14 protein-coding genes and 1 pseudogene are annotated in these 15,322 nt (G+C 67.1%); 9 read left to right on the top strand and 6 right to left on the bottom strand.

Features of this window, described 5'->3' with window-relative positions:
- Positions 1–196: 196 nt before the first annotated feature.
- Positions 197–2,944, bottom strand: a complete 2,748-nt coding sequence (locus tag IH26_RS0148585) for an HD domain-containing protein (RefSeq protein ID WP_169789932.1) — start codon at positions 2,942–2,944, stop codon at positions 197–199.
- A 372-nt stretch (positions 2,945–3,316) separates the two neighbouring features.
- Between IH26_RS0148585 and IH26_RS0148580 the strand changes: the two genes are divergently transcribed.
- Positions 3,317–3,718 carry a hypothetical protein gene (locus tag IH26_RS0148580; protein WP_030443121.1) on the top strand — a complete coding sequence of 134 codons (402 nt, stop codon included), beginning with the start codon at positions 3,317–3,319 and terminating at the stop codon, positions 3,716–3,718.
- Between the two features lie 104 nt (positions 3,719–3,822).
- Here the strand turns inward: IH26_RS0148580 and IH26_RS0148575 are convergent, their stop codons facing one another.
- Both IH26_RS0148575 and IH26_RS0148570 read right to left on the bottom strand, forming a co-directional pair.
- Positions 3,823–4,872 carry a hypothetical protein gene (locus IH26_RS0148575; protein WP_030443120.1) on the bottom strand — a complete coding sequence of 350 codons (1,050 nt, stop codon included), beginning with the start codon at positions 4,870–4,872 and terminating at the stop codon, positions 3,823–3,825.
- Entirely contained in the window at positions 4,869–5,438 is a 570-nt protein-coding gene (locus IH26_RS0148570) for an RNA polymerase sigma factor (protein WP_030443119.1), read from the bottom strand. The genes IH26_RS0148575 and IH26_RS0148570 overlap by 4 nt, the downstream gene beginning before the upstream one ends.
- 326 nt (positions 5,439–5,764) lie before the next feature.
- On the opposite strand from IH26_RS0148570, the gene IH26_RS0148565 reads away from it, so the two are divergent.
- From IH26_RS0148565 to IH26_RS56810, 4 genes and pseudogenes are all read left to right on the top strand, one after another.
- Positions 5,765–6,310: a peptidase inhibitor family I36 protein gene (locus tag IH26_RS0148565; protein ID WP_169789931.1), complete on the top strand. Its 546-nt coding sequence runs from the start codon at positions 5,765–5,767 to the stop codon at positions 6,308–6,310.
- 476 nt (positions 6,311–6,786) lie between these two features.
- Positions 6,787–8,391 (top strand): recombinase family protein, encoded by a 1,605-nt coding sequence (locus tag IH26_RS56815; protein WP_051809901.1) that lies wholly within the window; start codon positions 6,787–6,789, stop codon positions 8,389–8,391.
- Between the two features lie 279 nt (positions 8,392–8,670).
- Positions 8,671–8,874, top strand: a pseudogene (locus tag IH26_RS64845) (DUF6431 domain-containing protein); the annotation flags it as partial.
- A 60-nt stretch (positions 8,875–8,934) separates the two neighbouring features.
- Complete coding sequence (locus tag IH26_RS56810; protein WP_157437792.1) at positions 8,935–9,321, top strand: hypothetical protein; 387 nt, start codon at positions 8,935–8,937, stop codon at positions 9,319–9,321.
- Positions 9,322–9,473: 152 nt separating this feature from the next.
- Here the strand turns inward: IH26_RS56810 and IH26_RS60725 are convergent, their stop codons facing one another.
- Complete coding sequence (locus IH26_RS60725; protein WP_157437791.1) at positions 9,474–9,677, bottom strand: hypothetical protein; 204 nt, start codon at positions 9,675–9,677, stop codon at positions 9,474–9,476.
- A gap of 1,512 nt (positions 9,678–11,189) precedes the next feature.
- Between IH26_RS60725 and IH26_RS0148545 the strand changes: the two genes are divergently transcribed.
- Both IH26_RS0148545 and IH26_RS0148540 read left to right on the top strand, forming a co-directional pair.
- Positions 11,190–11,612: a hypothetical protein gene (locus tag IH26_RS0148545; protein ID WP_157437790.1), complete on the top strand. Its 423-nt coding sequence runs from the start codon at positions 11,190–11,192 to the stop codon at positions 11,610–11,612.
- A gap of 179 nt (positions 11,613–11,791) precedes the next feature.
- Positions 11,792–13,087, top strand: coding sequence for a hypothetical protein (locus tag IH26_RS0148540; RefSeq protein WP_030443113.1), 1,296 nt, complete (start codon positions 11,792–11,794; stop codon positions 13,085–13,087).
- A 116-nt stretch (positions 13,088–13,203) separates the two neighbouring features.
- On the opposite strand, the gene IH26_RS0148535 is transcribed toward IH26_RS0148540, so the two are convergent.
- Both IH26_RS0148535 and IH26_RS0148530 read right to left on the bottom strand, forming a co-directional pair.
- Positions 13,204–13,452 carry a hypothetical protein gene (locus IH26_RS0148535; protein ID WP_157437789.1) on the bottom strand — a complete coding sequence of 83 codons (249 nt, stop codon included), beginning with the start codon at positions 13,450–13,452 and terminating at the stop codon, positions 13,204–13,206.
- A 17-nt stretch (positions 13,453–13,469) separates the two neighbouring features.
- The gene (locus IH26_RS0148530) at positions 13,470–14,030 is read right to left on the bottom strand and encodes a DDE-type integrase/transposase/recombinase (RefSeq protein WP_030443111.1); all 561 of its coding nucleotides are present in this window, start codon (positions 14,028–14,030) and stop codon (positions 13,470–13,472) included.
- A 323-nt stretch (positions 14,031–14,353) separates the two neighbouring features.
- On the opposite strand from IH26_RS0148530, the gene IH26_RS59065 reads away from it, so the two are divergent.
- Positions 14,354–14,686, top strand: a complete 333-nt coding sequence (locus IH26_RS59065) for a hypothetical protein (protein ID WP_084599804.1) — start codon at positions 14,354–14,356, stop codon at positions 14,684–14,686.
- On the top strand, positions 14,683–15,297 hold the full coding sequence (locus IH26_RS0148525) for a hypothetical protein (RefSeq protein WP_030443110.1): 615 nt from the start codon (positions 14,683–14,685) through the stop codon (positions 15,295–15,297). Before IH26_RS59065 ends, IH26_RS0148525 begins: the two co-directional genes overlap by 4 nt.
- Positions 15,298–15,322: the final 25 nt, after the last annotated feature.

Below are 15,322 nucleotides of genomic sequence, written 5' to 3'. Positions count from 1 at the left end.
AGGTCGGTGTCGCACCGTCGGCGTCGTCCACTCGGCGAGCGTGCTGGTGTGCCTGATCCGCGGCAACTCGATGGGCGCCAGGCGCCGGCCGTGCCGCGTTGGACTGGCGGCATCGGCGCCGGGCTGGGCAGTCGTGCGATACAGGCGGGCGCAGAATGGAGGGGCGTTTGTGGCGTGATCTTCCTGAGGTGGGAGATCAGTTCTTCTTGCGCCTGGGCAGCAACGGGGTCCAATGGAAATGCCCGTCGGCGGAGCCCCAAAGGCAGGTCAGGGTGGCCGTTGGCGTGTTGTAGGTGCTGACCAGCAGGAGCCCCCGGTTTCCGTAACCCAATGCGCGGTCCTGAACCCAGCGCGTGGACCGGTCCGGGCACGCCAGCAGACGTGAGCCTGCCTCGCGGCAGAAATCGACGAATTTGTTGCGATTGTCCAGGTCCGTAATCACCTCGTCGAGAAACGGTAACGACTCTTCCTTCAGGTAGATGTACACCTCGGCGTTCAAGCCGAGTTCGGCGATCCGTTGTTTCAGCGCCTGGGCGCCTGCGTCGAGACCGGCGATGAAAACGAAGGCGAGGCGATGAGCGCGGAACAGTTCGGCGTGGTGCCGGTCGAGTTTGTCGGTGCGGCGTTCTTTCAGGTCGACGCTTGGCTCACGGCCGAGCCAGCTTTCGATGATGGAGATGGATTGACTTCCTCGCCCGACGAGGTCATCCACGAAGATGATGGGTTCTTTTAGGGCAAGGGCCTCGGTAAGCCGCCGCTGCGTGAGCACGTGCCGTTGCGCGACGTCGCCGACGTAGTACGTGAGCAGCGCCGACGAGTCCCTGACTTCGCCAAGCGCGCAGTAGCTGGCTGGGCTGAAGTCCGGGTTATCGGTCAAGAACGCTTCGACTGCCTGGTTGGCGTCGGCCCGGCCGATGACCTTGATGTGAGCCAGCACGCGCAGGGCAGTGTCGACCAGGTCATCATCAAACTGCCGGACGAACGCGATTACCCGCTCGCGGGTGATCGTGGACGGGGGTGTCGGCAAGCCCTTGGCCGGGTCCTGGTGCGGCCCGGAGTAGCCACGCAGCCGGCCGACCACCTCGTCGACACGATCCGCGGCGTCGCCCTGCCGCAGGACGTTCGGCAGCGGTCGCAGGTCGAGCGGCTTGTCGCGGTACCAGCCGATCGTGTGCAGCCGCCGGCGGTATTCGTCGATCACCACGCGGTTCTGTTTGGCGTCCGCCAGCATCGACTCCGGAATCTTGACCTTGTACCGCAGGCGCACGTACGCCTCGGCGGCGAGGTAGAGGATCGGTGACAGGCGGCGCAAGGTGAAGATGTAGCCGATCTCGCGGGTCATGATCGCTGTCTCAGACCATCCCGCCGATTCCGAGGTGTCGTCCTCGGCCTGCAACAGCTCACCGCTCTCGTCGATAAGGTAGGCGTGACCGGTCTCAGCGCCGGTCGACTTGGGTGGTGCTTTCGGCGGGCTGACCCAGATGAACGGTTCCAGTTGCCCTCCGGGCACCTGCAGCAGATCGAGATGGCCAAGCGCGGTACAGATCTCTCGGACTAGGTCGGCGATCCCGGAGGTGATGCGGGCCCGTTCGCCGTTGTTGCAGCAGTCCGAGATCAGCTGTTTCAGCCCGGTGCTGTGGTCGAGCTCGTGCAGGTACGGGTCCGCGGGCATGTGTGGTGCGAACGCGAAGCCGCGGGTGAACAGGCGCCGGTCACGCAACCGCTGGGAGATGTAGTCGACGGCTAGCGCCGCGTTGCGCGCCTGTTCGCTGAGCTGGTCGGCGGGTTTGCCCGACAGGGCTAGGACCTGGTCTTCGGTCAGTGCCAGTAGGTCCTCGTCGGTCAGCGCGAACGGCAGCATGGCGGGGTGGTGCGGCCATACCGTCTGCAACTGCGTCATCAGGCTGAAGACCATCGCCTCGGTCGCGCGGACCTTCTGGTGGCGGTAGACCTTGTCGAACATCATGGTTCGGGCCAGGGAGACCTCGTCAAGGGTCCGGGCGCCGCTGCGTGCGATCCCGGTGACCAGGTATGAGTCGCTGTCGTCGGCGGCGAGTCGTTTGAGGTTCTTCGGCAGCGCCGGCTGGCTTTTGCGGACCGCCCGAACCTTCTGGATGAGCCGCGGTATGTCGGCGGCATTCGGGACGCCGCACATCCAGGCGTCGCGGGCCAGGTAGTCGAGTTTGTCGGCGTCGAATGGCCCGCTGATCAGTTCGTGGAGCAGCAGGACGTCACCGCCGATGCTCTTGCCGATGACGATGGACTGCAGTTTGGCGGCCAGGTCCCGGATGGTGCTGGGTGCCGGGCAAAGGTTGAATGCCGCATCGAGGAGCTTCTTGAAGGCGGGCGAGCCGATCAGATAGTAGGCGGCGATCTCGGACAATTGGTTCGGCGAGGATCGCTGGTGCAGCTTCTGGAAGGCGAGCCGGATGTCTTCGCACGGCCGCGTTTCCTCGATCGAGTACTCCGAGACGTGGGACATGGCGCCGTGACCGACGTCGTGGCAGAGGGCGGCAAGCCGCAGGAGGCGTTCCTGGGTTTCGGAGATGGGCTTCTCCGTGCTGCGTTCCTCGCCCTGCCCAACGAGGCCGTGCTCGTTGATGCTGGTGATCAGCCGTTGTACCTGGTGCACGGTGCCGAGGCTGTGTTCCAGCCGGGTGTGTACGGCGGACGGGTACACGAAGTGCACGACACCGAGCTGCCGGATCCGCCGCAGGCGTTGCAGCAATGGGGAGTCGACGATGACTACTTCCCAAGGGCGCAGCTGCAGCGTGCCCCACACGGGATCGTTGAATTCCTTCGCAGTTTCGTAAGGGCGGCGGTGCCGTTGCACGTCCCCGTCGGGGTCGCGGTGTCGTTCCAGTCGCCGCAGGTACGGATCAAGCAGGGACGCGGCCCATTGCTCAAGCCGTTCCTGGTGTTCGGCGAGGGGGGCGGGACGCATGGCGCTGAGGGAGTGCGGACCTCCACCAGAGGCCGAAATGTCGCTTCGGGTAGTCAAAACACTCCCCAGAGTGGTGTCCGTTTGGTGCCCGTTGCACCTATGATGGGGAAAGCATTCAAGTAGAGCGCGCTGGAACCGGCGTCCATCGAGCCGTGAACAGGGGATATAGACGTTTGTCGGATCGACATGCGCGAGTGCGCTGCCGATCATGACCCTAAGCAGAGATCATCGGAGCGCGCCGCACGACGAGTCCGTCAACTTGGCTACTCGCCCCCGTTACCTAGCAAAGACTCCGGTCGATCAAGTCGACGTGTCGCAAGGACGACAGCATCGCCCGGGCGCTCGAAGCGCCGGCATGAGCAGAGGGGGACCATGCACCAGGATCTCAGTCTTGACGACTTCTTCATCGGACTTCTCGCCGCGCTCTCCGACGAGGGGGTCGCAGCCCTGACCGTGCGTGGCGAAGACTTCTACCAAGCCGTCGAGAAGACCTACAACGCGCTGGAGAAGCTCGCCTCCGACTATGGTGTCGACCCCCGGTTCGCCATATTTCTCGATCCCGTCTACGGCGACAGTGCATCCATTCGGGAAGCTATCAGCGGGGCGGTCCTGCGCGACGTTGCCACATTGGACAATGCCGATTACCGTGACCTGCGCATCAAGCTCGACCGCGATCAGGCCGAGGGCCTGCTCAACGGGCTGCCCGGCGCTGCGGGTCTCTACGGCAGGCTCGCCAAGGCTTTTCTGGGTAGCTACCGCTTCGCGACCGCCTGACACCGTTCGCTGTGGCGCGAGCGTCCCGGATCGGCACAGCCCGTCCGGGCCAACCGACCTTGCCGGGCTGGCCCGTGGGCACAGACGACCTCCTTGCCCCGGGGTCAAGGCGCGTGCCGGATGCTGCTCGTGCGGGTCGCCGTGATCAGCAGCAACGAGTCGGCCAGGGCCGGCGTCGCGATAGTGACGGCCGCGGGAGCGCGTAGCCAGACGGTGTCGTAGGCCAGCATCCGCCCGGTCACGGGATCGAATATCGCGATGTCGCGGGTGGCGCCGTGGTCGCTGTCGACGAGCACGGCCAGGCCCCGCCGGCCGATACCGCCGTCGACCGTGCCCGCGATCAGCAGCCCATCGGTGTCGGCGAGAGCCTGCAGGAGCGCGGCCCGCTGTGCGGGGACGGGATCGTGGAAGCGGTACACCTCGCGTACGGCGCGCAGGGTCGCCTGCGGCCCGTCGGCAGGATCCTGCTGCTCGGCGAGCTGGCTGGAAACCACGAAGACGTTGCTCGACAGATCGGGAACCACGACGGGCATCTGGCCGGTCCGGTAGGACTCGTCGCCGCCGGCGTCCGGTCGCCGGACCGGTCCGGGATCTTGCCCCGGGGACCACCCGGTGACGGTGGCGCGGGTCTGGCGCCCGGCGCGCTCGGCGCTCCACCAGCGTTGTTCGTCGAACACCGTAACCGCATTCGCGGGCGAGGCAGCGGTCGCGTCGCGTGCCCACAACCTGGTACGGGTGTAGGTGTAGCGGCCGGCGGCTGGTGTCTCGTGCAGCCGGGCAACCGTTTGCGACAGCCGGGTCAGGCCAACCCGGGCCGGTCGCCATGTCGACGGCCGGGGCAGCGGCAGCAGCGCTACCGCCGGTCGGGCCGCGGCCCGACCGGCCGGGGCAGCCCGTTTGGCCACGACGATCCCCGCGGTGATGATCAGGACGGCGACGACCACGGCGGCGCACCGGGTCACCGCTGCCAGCAGCCGCAGCCGCCGGGCACGGCGACGTCGCCACGCTCGCTGCAAAATCTGCTGCGGGGTCGGTGCCGCGGTCGGCGCCCGCTCGCCGGCGTGCGGGCTGACCGCCTCGTACACCAGGCGTCCGAGGTCATCGTCGCTGAGTCTGCTGGCGGGCGATTCCGGCTTGTGGCTGGACATGATCATTGCCCCCTCTCCTGCTCCGGCCGGACGGTGACCGGCCGATTCGTCTGCTCCGCCGACAACGCGTTAATCGCCTCGCGCAACGCCCGATACGTACGGCGGCGGGTCTTGTCCACCGTGCTCACGCATATCCCGAGTTGTTCGGCTATCTGCGCGTCCGACAGCCCTTCGACCCGCGCCCATACGGTGTACAGGCCGGCGGCGGTCGTCTGTTTGTCCCGCAGGACCTTGTCCACGGCGGCCCGGAGCAGGGCACGGTCTTCCACCGCGTCGAGCTCGGCTCCCGCCCCTCCCGGCCATCCCGTCTCGAACGCGACAGGCACCGCCTGCTTGCCGCGCTTCTTCCTCACATCCGCGGCCTTGTACCCGGTGACCTTCAGCAGCCAGCTAAGCCAGTGCTCGACGTGACCACCTCGACGTAGCTGCCGATGCGCCGCATACCAAACATCGTTGACCGCCTCCTCCGCGTCCTCCTCCCCGCCGAGCAGGCGATACGCGTACCGCCGTAAAACCGAGTTGTGATCGGCGATCAGGTCGGCCAACGCCTGATCAGCCTCTTTCTCGTCCAAACGGTCTCCCTCGTCGACGGTGACGATGTCTGGCCGCCTTCCAGCCGGAAAACACTTCCGCATACATCTCTGCGGACTCCCGGCGAACCCAGACCAAGATCCCCGTTCGTGATCAAATCGACACCGGCCACGTCGCGGAAAGGCCCGCCAATAGTGAGGAAACGGACGTGGCTTTAAGGGCCTGCACCGGCCACTCCTCGCCTGAGCAGGAACCGGCGGGCGATAGCCCGGCGCTGCGGACCGAGCAGCATGATTTGACCATGAGTAGTTGCTTGATGACTCTTAGTAGTCTTCGGGGAGGGCCATCACTACTACGGGGGTCTACCGTGGACCACTTCCGAACCTGCCGGATACTCGCCGTGCTCCTGCCGACTCTGTTCGCCTTCGGCATCGCTCTGTACGCGCAACCCGCGCTGGCCGCACGGGCAACCGGCACTTCCGCAGCTGGGGCGACTACCGACGACCAAGCCAAGATCGACGCCTGGCTACATCAGCACCCAGGGGGAACACAAATCGGCGCCCGGGATCTGTCCTACGCTGGCGGCGCACTGATCGTCACCCTGGCCCGCGACCCGAACGTGCGCGCCGCCGCCGACTGCCCCTCCGGCTGGTTCTGCTTCTACGACGGCGTCAACTACACCTACCCCCGCGGCAAACTCTCCAGCTGCGGCTGGCAAAACCTCGCCACCTGGGCCTGGCAGAACCGCATCGAATCCGTGCACTACAACATGAGCACCGGCACCGTCGCATTCCTCAACGAAACCGGAACCACCGACACCGTGCTGTTCACCGCCGGAACCAACCACCGCACCATCGCCGACGTCGGCACCAACCGCAACAAGGCCGACTACGTCAGCCGCACCGGCTGCTGACGCCACTCCCGCTGTGGACGCTCACGTGAGCGTCCACACGCGTTTCAGGCATTCAACGCACGGCACCGACCTGCTCCCGCATCGACGCAGCCTCGCCTGTTCCTCTTCGCGCCGGCACAAGCCGCGACCTGGTCATCGAGAAGACCGTTGTATGGCTGGCTGGGCTTGCACCGCTGCTGCGCAACCCTCTCGTGCCGAGCGGGCACAGCGAGGCGCTGAGGTGGTCGACGACGATGGCGCAGAATCGGCGGACCTCGCCGATGTTGATGTTGAAGCCGACGAAGTCTCGGAACCTTGATCGACCTGATGACAGGAACGGACGTCTGCCATGAGCGTTCGCCGGCAGCCTTTGGCCCCTGGGTTCGGCGGGCCCCTGGAGTAGTTCGCCAACCATCGATCCGGCGGGTCCGGCGGGTGGGAAAGGGCGGAGGCGCGCCCGCGCATTTTCGCTGTTCAGGAAGCCACCGCGGATCAAGATGGAGTACGAGATGAACACGCAACCGTCCGACGTTTCGCAGACCAACGGGGACAGTAGCGAGGCCGGCCTCCTTGATTGGCTTCGTGTCGTCGGCGACCAGAACATGCCCGAGACCTACCAACAGGCAGTGGTGCCGGTCGCCTGGATAGGACGTACCTCGACCGACGACGCACAAGACCCCACGCTGTCACTCCCGCGGCAGCTGGAGAATTCCCGCAATGCCTTGCCGGCAGGGTTCGTGATCGTGGCGAAGTTCTACGACATCGAGTCCGGTCGCGCGAACATCGAACGCCGAGGTAACGGCACGGCACACCAGCAATTCGACATCCCCATCGCCCGCGACGGCGGGATCGCGGATCTGCTTGCAGAGGCACAAGGGGCGGATCGCCGTTTCGTCGCGGTGGTGTGCGAGTCGATCGAACGGGTCGCTCGAACCACCTACTCCAGCACCAAGATCGAATTCGAGTTGGAACAAGCTGGCGTTGCTCTGCTAGCCGCCGATGAGGGCATCGACCCGGCCGCGGTTCCGGGGGCCGGCGACAGCGCCGCACCGTTCCGCAGGGCGACACCCACCCTGACTCGACGGATCAAGCAGGCGATCTCTGAGTGGTATGTGCTCAACATGCCCGAGCTGTCCTGGGGTGGTACCAAGACTCACACCCACCAGGGCTTCAACATCGGCAAGCCCCCGTACGGGTACCTCGCCGTCAAGACGCGCCACCCGGTCAAGAACAAGGCCGAACTGGGCAAGACCAAGCACCGTCTCGTCCCGGACCCCGTCCGCGGGCCGGTCGTCACCCAGATCTTTCTCTTTCGGGCTCTGGACCGGATCGGCTACCAGGCGATCGCCGACCGACTCAACCGGGAACCCGGACGCTACCCGCCACCGGATCCGATCATCGGAGGAGGACGGCGGCGTCGGGTCGGCGCGTGGACGGCGAGCAACGTCCGAGAGGTCCTCGACAACCCGAAACACACCGGGTACATGGTGTGGAACCGCCGCAAACGTGCCCGCCCGGAACGCGGCATCCGCGGCAAGGTCAACCCGCCGACGGCATGGGTGTGGTCGGCCCGTCCGACCCACGAACCCCTGGTCACCCGCGAGATCTTCGAGGCGGCCAGTACGGTGGGCAGATACCGCCAAGGCTCACGATCCGAACCCACGCGAAACCCGCAAGCGAATCGGACCTGCCTTCTACGAACCTACCTGCGCCACGCTCTGTGCGATCGACGCATGTGGGGCCACAACGTGCGCCGAAACGCCTACTATCGGTGCACCCCGGATCCGCGCCACCACGCGAACCGGCCGTGGTTCGACACCCACCGGGCGCACGTGACCGTCCGGGAAGACAAGATCATCGCCGTGCTGGACCGGTTCTTTGAGCGACGGATATTCGGTGAAGCGCGTGCGCACCTCCTCGCCGAGTCGATCGACCAGCCAGAACGCGACAACGAGGGCACCGGAAGCACGGCTGTTGACCGTCACCGTGGATGCCGTCGTGAGGAGCCTGGGGCGTCATCGGGCGTGCGGATGAGCCGACTCCCGCCGGGGTCGGGGAGAGGTTGTTCGTCGGCGTCGGCACCGTGCCGACGAGGCCGGTGAAACGGTCGCGGCGGTCGGCGGGGTGCTGCTGGGCGGGGTGAGGCGGCAATCGACGGGTGGCCGGAGTTGCTCGGCGCAGTGGCGGGGCGGGTAGGACGGAAGTGGTTGCGTGGCGAGGGCTCGGCACGGTTGGGTGTGCCGGGACCGGGCCGCAACACGAGTCGACCCCTTTCCGTTCGGGTGGTTTCCCGGCGAGCCTGGGATGCATGCTGGGAGCTGACGTCGGTGATCACAGTGGTCGACCTTGAGGCCGCCCGGGTCGCGTTGGCCGCGGGCGCGATGCGCTGTCCGCAGGCTGGTTGTTCGGGAGTTCTGCGGCCCTGGTCGGCGGCTCGGCCGCGGACGGTGGCCACGGCTGGCGGGGTCCGGGTGCGGCTGGCACCGGGCCGGGCCCGGTGCCGTTCATGCCGGGTGACTCATGTCCTGTTGCCGGCGTGGTGTCTGCCGCGGCGGGCCTACGGCGTCGAGGTCGTCGGCGCCGCGTTGTCCGCTGCGGCTCAGGGGGCTGGGTACCGGCGGGCCGCGGCTGCCGCCGGAGCGCCGGTGAGCACCGTGAAGGCGTGGCTGCGGGCCGTGGCGCGTGGCGCCGCGGCGCTGACCGCCGCCGCGGTGGCGGTGACCCGGAGTATGGGCGGGGACACCGGCGGCTGCTGGGCACCTGGGCCGTCCCCGGACCGCCCGGTCGGCGCCGCACTGCGCGCGCTGGGTGTCGCGGCTCGGTCGTTGGCCCACGCCGCCGGGCTGGAGCCGGCCACGCGGCCGAAGCCGCTGACCGGTGTGGACTACCCGGCCCTGATCGCCCAGCGGCATCGACGTGACCTGTTCGCTCGGCTGCGGCTGGGTGACCCCGCCAACGCCGGGATGGCCCGTCCCTGGGATCAGGTCGTCATGGTCACCGCGGGCCGGTTGTTGATCTCCTCGACAGCCTGATGCCCGTCGGTGCCTGTCCTCGGTGCGGTGACGGACTTTCTCCTCGGCACGGTGACGCGTCACCCCGGCGAGCGTCGCCTACGACCAATCACCACGCCGATCCCGGCATCACCTCGCAGACCAAGGCGTCACCTCGCAGACAAGCTTCGATCTCAGCCGCCCGAAATACGGCTTTCCGCGTCAGAATTTTCAGTGACGGCTTGGTCGGCATCTTCAGTGACGGACAACACACGGCCGCGGTTACCGAGGACATCGCGGTATTGCAGCGCCGCCAAAACAACCTGCTCACCGAACTCGACCAGTTCGAGCCGTCCGGAGACCACGACTTCGATCAGGCTTGGCGATCCTGCATTCAAGCAAGGTTCCGGGACATGCTCGCCGCCCTGAGGCAGAAAAGGGATCTACTCGCGGAACTTACGCGGCAGCGTCAGATCCCGGCCAATAGCAATCCGGCGTTGTTGGAGGTCGTCCCTCGGACCAATCTCACGATCAGCCGGCTGACCGAAAAGCAGCAACGGCGTCTCTTCGACGTCTTCCACCTCGAGCTGCGGTATGACGACCTCACCGAGGAGCTGGACCTACAGGTCACGATCACCGGGAACACAGCAAACGCGCTCCGCGCCACCATCCAAGGGATCCTCCCCTCGTCAGCCGACCAAGATCCTGTCGCGGGCGCCAAGAAGACCTCAAGTGGGCCACGCAGGGCACCTCAACCACCGGGAGACCCTCACCTTTCCGGCCAGCTCGTAATCCAGCACCGGGTGGCTCTGCGGCCAAGGCAGCGCCGGCGAGCGGTCGCCATCGGGTATGACGAGTGCTCATGCTGGGCAACACGACTACCAGCCGCCGGTGAGGCAGCGCACCGCGCGCAGTGCCCCCACGAGGCTGGCGGGTAGAGGACGGGTACGACCGCTCCTACGCGCGGGTGTGAATCACCGTTGAATGGCTAAGGGTGACCCAGATAGGGCAGTTCGTCCAGTTCGCCGGCACAGTTCTCCGCGCGTACGCGGGCGTTCTTCCGGTCTTTTGCACGTGCCGGCGATCAGTGGCGCAGATGCGGTCACGAGGACGCGGACGGCGAACGTCTCCTGCATCTCCCCGGCCACCGGTCGGGCGTCCACCAGTCGACCGTGGCGCTCTCTTCGGTGGGCTGTTCCCGGTCGCCGACCACCGCAGCCCGGAAGACGAGCGCAACGACGCCAAGATTCGCGTTCTTTGTAGACGCTGGTCGGCCGGTCGACCTTCACGACCAGGCCGGTCTTCTCCGCGATCTCGCGGCGCACGCCATCCGGAGTCGACTCCTGCAGTTCGAGGAAGCCGCCGGATCTCCCAAGGGCCGTTGTCGCGTCGCTGGATGACGAGGATCCGGCCGCGTCATCGGTCACAACGGCGGCCACACTCACGGAGTGGCGCCCGCTCTGGTCGGTCATCGGTCCTCTGGCCGAAGGCGCGCGGAGTCGCAGCCGTCATCATGCCGCCTCACGCGTAACCGAGGCGCGGGGATGGAGACAATGGCGCGGTGACTCAGACGCAGCCTGACCCGGATGACCTCGAGTACGCGGGGGTCATCCGGCGTCCTCCCGGGCCTCGTACTCGATCGGGGTCCTCCCCGCGTTCGCGGGGAGTTAGCCCGAGCAGACCATTCAGCGCGAGCGGACCCTGTTGGCGCTCACCGGTCACCTGAGCGCCAACCCGGCCAACGATGCCCGCCGAGATCGTCGACAGCGAGCGCAGCGCGCATGAAATTACGAGCAGGGCCAGCCACGATGCCCCTCGTCGTTCCCAGCTTCCGACCGGACGCACGTGATGACGGCGTTCACACGGTTAGCATCGTCGATGGAGCGGACGTCGTCGGCATGAGGAGTGTCGTGGCTGAGAACCCGGAACCGGATTTTTCCGGGGTATGCGACCTGTGCGCCCGGACCGTCGCGCCGAGCGACGGCCACCTCTGGGTGGACGATCGCGACCTCGCGCAGGTGCAGCGCCTGACAGCGGCGTGGGAGGCCGAACATCCCGATGCCGAGCCCATACAGGTCAGTAACCTCGTCACCCGCCCACAGCCCGCTCGCTGGCACGTCACGCACACCACCTGCGACGCGGTTCCGCGCAGCAGCGGGTATTCCATTGAGCTGACGCGAATTCAGACCTTCCGCGATCTGGTCGGCTGGACGGCCCACCTCATGGGCAAGAACTGGCTCCAGCACACCGACTGGGACGACCTGATCGCCAATGCCCTCGGTGCCGGAGACGGCCGCCTCCTGTCGACGTACAAGGAGCCGTGGACGGCATGAGACGAGGCTCCCAGATCTCCTCACAAGTTCGCCGGCGTGTCCTTTGAGGATGACGGCGCCAGCATGCACTGATGCCACTCGTTACACGAGGTGCGAACGAACCTCTCACCTGTCCAGCAGGGCGGTCGCGGTGATCAAGGACGATTGCTCCCGTCGGACACAAACCAAACCGGGGTGCGATGACCGAGCAGGTTCTCTTCCTTGATCCGGAGCCGCATTCGTATCGTAGCCGGAAGATTGTGATCCGGCCGGCGCGGCGGCACGCGGTGGTCGTGCTGGACAGGGACGACTACGTCGACGCCCACGGCGAAGAGAACGCCGCCTGGCCGCCTGAGTTCCACGACGCGGTGGACAAGCTCAGGATGGTGTTCATCGACCGGCTTTCCCTCGACGGCGACTCGGCGAGCTTCGTCTGGGGCGGCGATCGATGGATCACGCTGTATGTGCCGTACCCGTACGTCGACGACGTCGTCGAGGTCCTGCGCGCCGTCGAGCTCGACGCGGATCTCTCCGGCCTGGAAGCCATGGTCGGCAGGTTGGCGTTGCCCCTGGACGAGTGGCTGGCCCCGGGCGAACGGCTACTCAGGCGCGGCGCCGACTTCGACGCCCGGCCGACGACGTTCCTTCGATTCCTTCGTCACGCGGCACGCCGCCAGGGGCTCCGTCTCAACGGGCGGGCAACGGCGGCCGGAGTCTGGGTGCGGCCGCAGCTGTCGCCGGCGGAAAGGCTGAGCCGTGCCGCCTTCCCCGAGGAGTATCGAGATCGTCCTGACCGGTGGACCGACGCACCGCAAGACGAACGTCCGTGGCGGCCGTTCGATGAACGCATCCGTGATCAGGACGGTGGGCGAGCGGCTGTACCCGTGGCGTTCCGCAACGTCGCCGCGCGGCCGCTATCGGACTGCCCCTGTGGCTTTCAGAACGCGTTCGGTGAGTTCGGCGTCGGCCGGCACGAGCAACAACACCAGCTGTGGTCGATCGGCCTGCGGCTTCCGAAGAACATCTCCTGGGGACGTGGGAACGTCGCCGTCGTGACGACGCAGTCCAGCGTGGCGTGGCGCCGGCTCGCGGCGAAGGTCGCGATGGCTCCCAAACGGGAGAACCGCTACGACTTCACCAGTTGGGAGGCCGGCAACCGGCCGGAACCCAGCAGCACGAACCGACGTGCGTACCTCCTGCGCTCCGTCGAGTACGTGATCGGCTACCTGGTCGCCGCGGACCTCGACCGGCACCAGCGCTGGAACCTCGATCCCGACACCCCATACACCGGTGACGACACCGGCACGCGTCCCTCCATCGACCTCATCTGGGTTGCCGCGATCCACCGGGCACGAGGCCTTGGAAACGCCCTCGTCCACGCACTGGCCGAGGACTTCGGGTGCCCAGCGACCGACGTGTCATGGTCGACACCGGTCAGCGAGTCGGGACAGCGGTTGGCCCGCAGCCTCTCACCCCAAGGCATCTGGGTGCACTGATGCACTAGTCGATTGAGTTCGAGGTGCGCGGATGGCCCGCCCTCAAAGGCGAGTCGCAAACGCGCCACCGCACTGCGCCGGCCCGGGCGATCGGGGTAGCGGCGTTCGACAACCAGTTAGGACCCGGCAGGCTCGACCTTCGTGCTGTGCTTGGTGATTACGCGGTCAGGCGTCAGATCGTGGCGCTGAAGCGCGGCCACGACGGCTTCGGGGCGTTCCCAGGCCCGGTCCTTGGAGATCTCGGCGGTGAAGGCGCGCACGTGGTCCTTGAGCGTGCTCAGCGTCGCCGCGGTGATGACGCGGGTTCCCGGAGGAGCGCTGGCGAGCGGGTGGAGACGTGCGCTCTTCGCGACAAGCACCGGCACGCAGGCATCGGACCCGTTCACCTCGGCGTTCCAGGCGAACGCGCCTGCAAGCTGGGCATCCCGCCGAAGTGCGCGAACGCCCGCCGGTGGCAGTCCCAGAACGCGGCCAGATCCTGGCTGGTGGTGAAGCAGCAGAACGGATCCCGCGAGTACGAGAGCACCATGTGGAACGAGTAGACCTTGCCGATCCCGACATGAGCCAGCACGGCCCCCTCGTCGCCCCAGTCCACCTGGGCCTGTGCGCCCGGAACGACCTCGAACCGGCGGTGCAGCCCGGCCAACTGGTCGGGGGCGATCCCGAGCTCGGCGGCGATCCGCGGCCGGGCCTCCTGCAGATACAGCTTCACCCGCTGGTAGTTGCCGGCGAATCCGTACTGCTCAACCAGGCGTTCGTGGATCACGGTGCCTTTGAGCAACAACTCCGCCCGCAGCCACGCGTCGATCACGTGCGCGAACGCGTCCACCGCCAGCGGCCGCCGCGGCCGCGGCGGCCGCGGCGGAGCCTGCCCCAGCTCGGCGTTCAAGTACTTGCGCACGGTCCGCCGGTGCAGCCCGGTCTCCCGGGCACCTGCACCCACAAGCCCCAGTCTCGATGCCGATCGTCGCCTGCATGCCGCAATCCCCGACGGTGTCGCCGGCCGATCATCGCGTGCAGCCGCGTCGTGCTCGCCATGCCCCAACCGCCTGACCTTCCGGCGGCTACCCGCGGCGCCCCGGGCAGCAGATGCGCCAACGGGCGTACCTTCCGACGTTGCGATGAACCTGGAGCAGGCGCCTACCCGCAGCCTCGGCGTCGAGCGGCAGGCTGCGTCGCGATCGAGCAGATCGAGTGCCTCGAAAGCGTGACACCCGGTCCGTATCGGGATTTGAATAGCGAATCGCGTTTCACTATTCTTGGGGTGTGGCGGAGGACCTGACGAGGCATGTCTCTTCGGCTGTCTTCGGCAACAAGCATCGGCTTGAGCTGCTGCTCGCGCTGTTCGCTGCGGGTGAGGGAGGTGTCTGCGTGAAGGATTTGGCCGACTCGCGCGGCGCTCCGACCAGCGTGTTCCGGCCCCCACTGGCTGCTCTGATGGCTGCTGGTTTGGTCAGGCGTCTGCCGACGTTGGGGCACAACCGCCGGGTTCTTTACGCGTTTACCGACGTGCGTGCATGGACAGGACTTCGACGGCTGGTGCACGATCTTGACTCACGGATCTCGGCGCACCGCGCCGGCGGGGGGACAGAGTCATGAGCGTTGCGGCCACGCTGGAGCGTTTCGCGGCCACGATGCCCCGCGCCGCAGAGGACGAGATCGGCGTCGCGCGGGTGCGGTTGTTCGGCACCCGGGCGTGGGTGGCGTACCGGCCGGACCATGACCAGCGACGGCTACGCCAGGCGCATCCGGTCGGGTCGATTCCTCCTCTTGATCTCCTCGACACGCTGATGTGTCTGCCCCTCGGGCAGCCCGTCCCGGTACACACGGTGGCTCCGGCTTCGCAGCGGCGCCTGCGGCGCCTGCCGGAGGGGATGGTCACGTGGTCGTCGACGACCGCGACCCGCCGGTTCGCCCCGCCGGTGACGCCATTGCTGGCGATGGTGCAGGGTTCGGATTGGGCGCGGGGTCTTCGGGCGGCCTCCAGGTTCGCGATGTACTGCCGGCGTCTGCTGGTTGTCTCCGAGTTGCCCGCCGGTGAGCAGGTCGCGCTGGCCGAGGCGTCGTTCTACGGCATCGGGGTCGCGCTGCGCCGTGGGGAGACGTTGACGATGGTGCTCGAGCCGGAGGAGTTCACCGACTGGCAGCCGACTGCAGCGTGGTGGTGGTTCACCGAAGAGGTCTACCGCGGCGCCGAACTCGGCGAGTAGGAATGCCTGCCCAGCTACGGCCGGT

The sequence above is a fragment of the Actinoplanes subtropicus genome (assembly GCF_000721705.1).
Taxonomy (GTDB): Bacteria; Actinomycetota; Actinomycetes; order Mycobacteriales; family Micromonosporaceae; genus Actinoplanes; species Actinoplanes subtropicus.
The sequence above is the reverse complement of the archived record's forward strand: the minus strand, read 5'-3'. Positions and strand labels throughout refer to the sequence as shown.

Coding starts and splice junctions, on each gene's coding strand:
- IH26_RS0148585 (WP_169789932.1), bottom strand. CDS start 2,944: ATGCGTCCCGCCCCCCTCGCCGAACACCAGGAACGGCTTGAGCAATGG.
- IH26_RS0148580 (WP_030443121.1), top strand. CDS start 3,317: ATGCACCAGGATCTCAGTCTTGACGACTTCTTCATCGGACTTCTCGCC.
- IH26_RS0148575 (WP_030443120.1), bottom strand. CDS start 4,872: ATGATCATGTCCAGCCACAAGCCGGAATCGCCCGCCAGCAGACTCAGC.
- IH26_RS56815 (WP_051809901.1), top strand. CDS start 6,787: ATGGAGTACGAGATGAACACGCAACCGTCCGACGTTTCGCAGACCAAC.
- IH26_RS0148540 (WP_030443113.1), top strand. CDS start 11,792: ATGACCGAGCAGGTTCTCTTCCTTGATCCGGAGCCGCATTCGTATCGT.
- IH26_RS0148525 (WP_030443110.1), top strand. CDS start 14,683: ATGAGCGTTGCGGCCACGCTGGAGCGTTTCGCGGCCACGATGCCCCGC.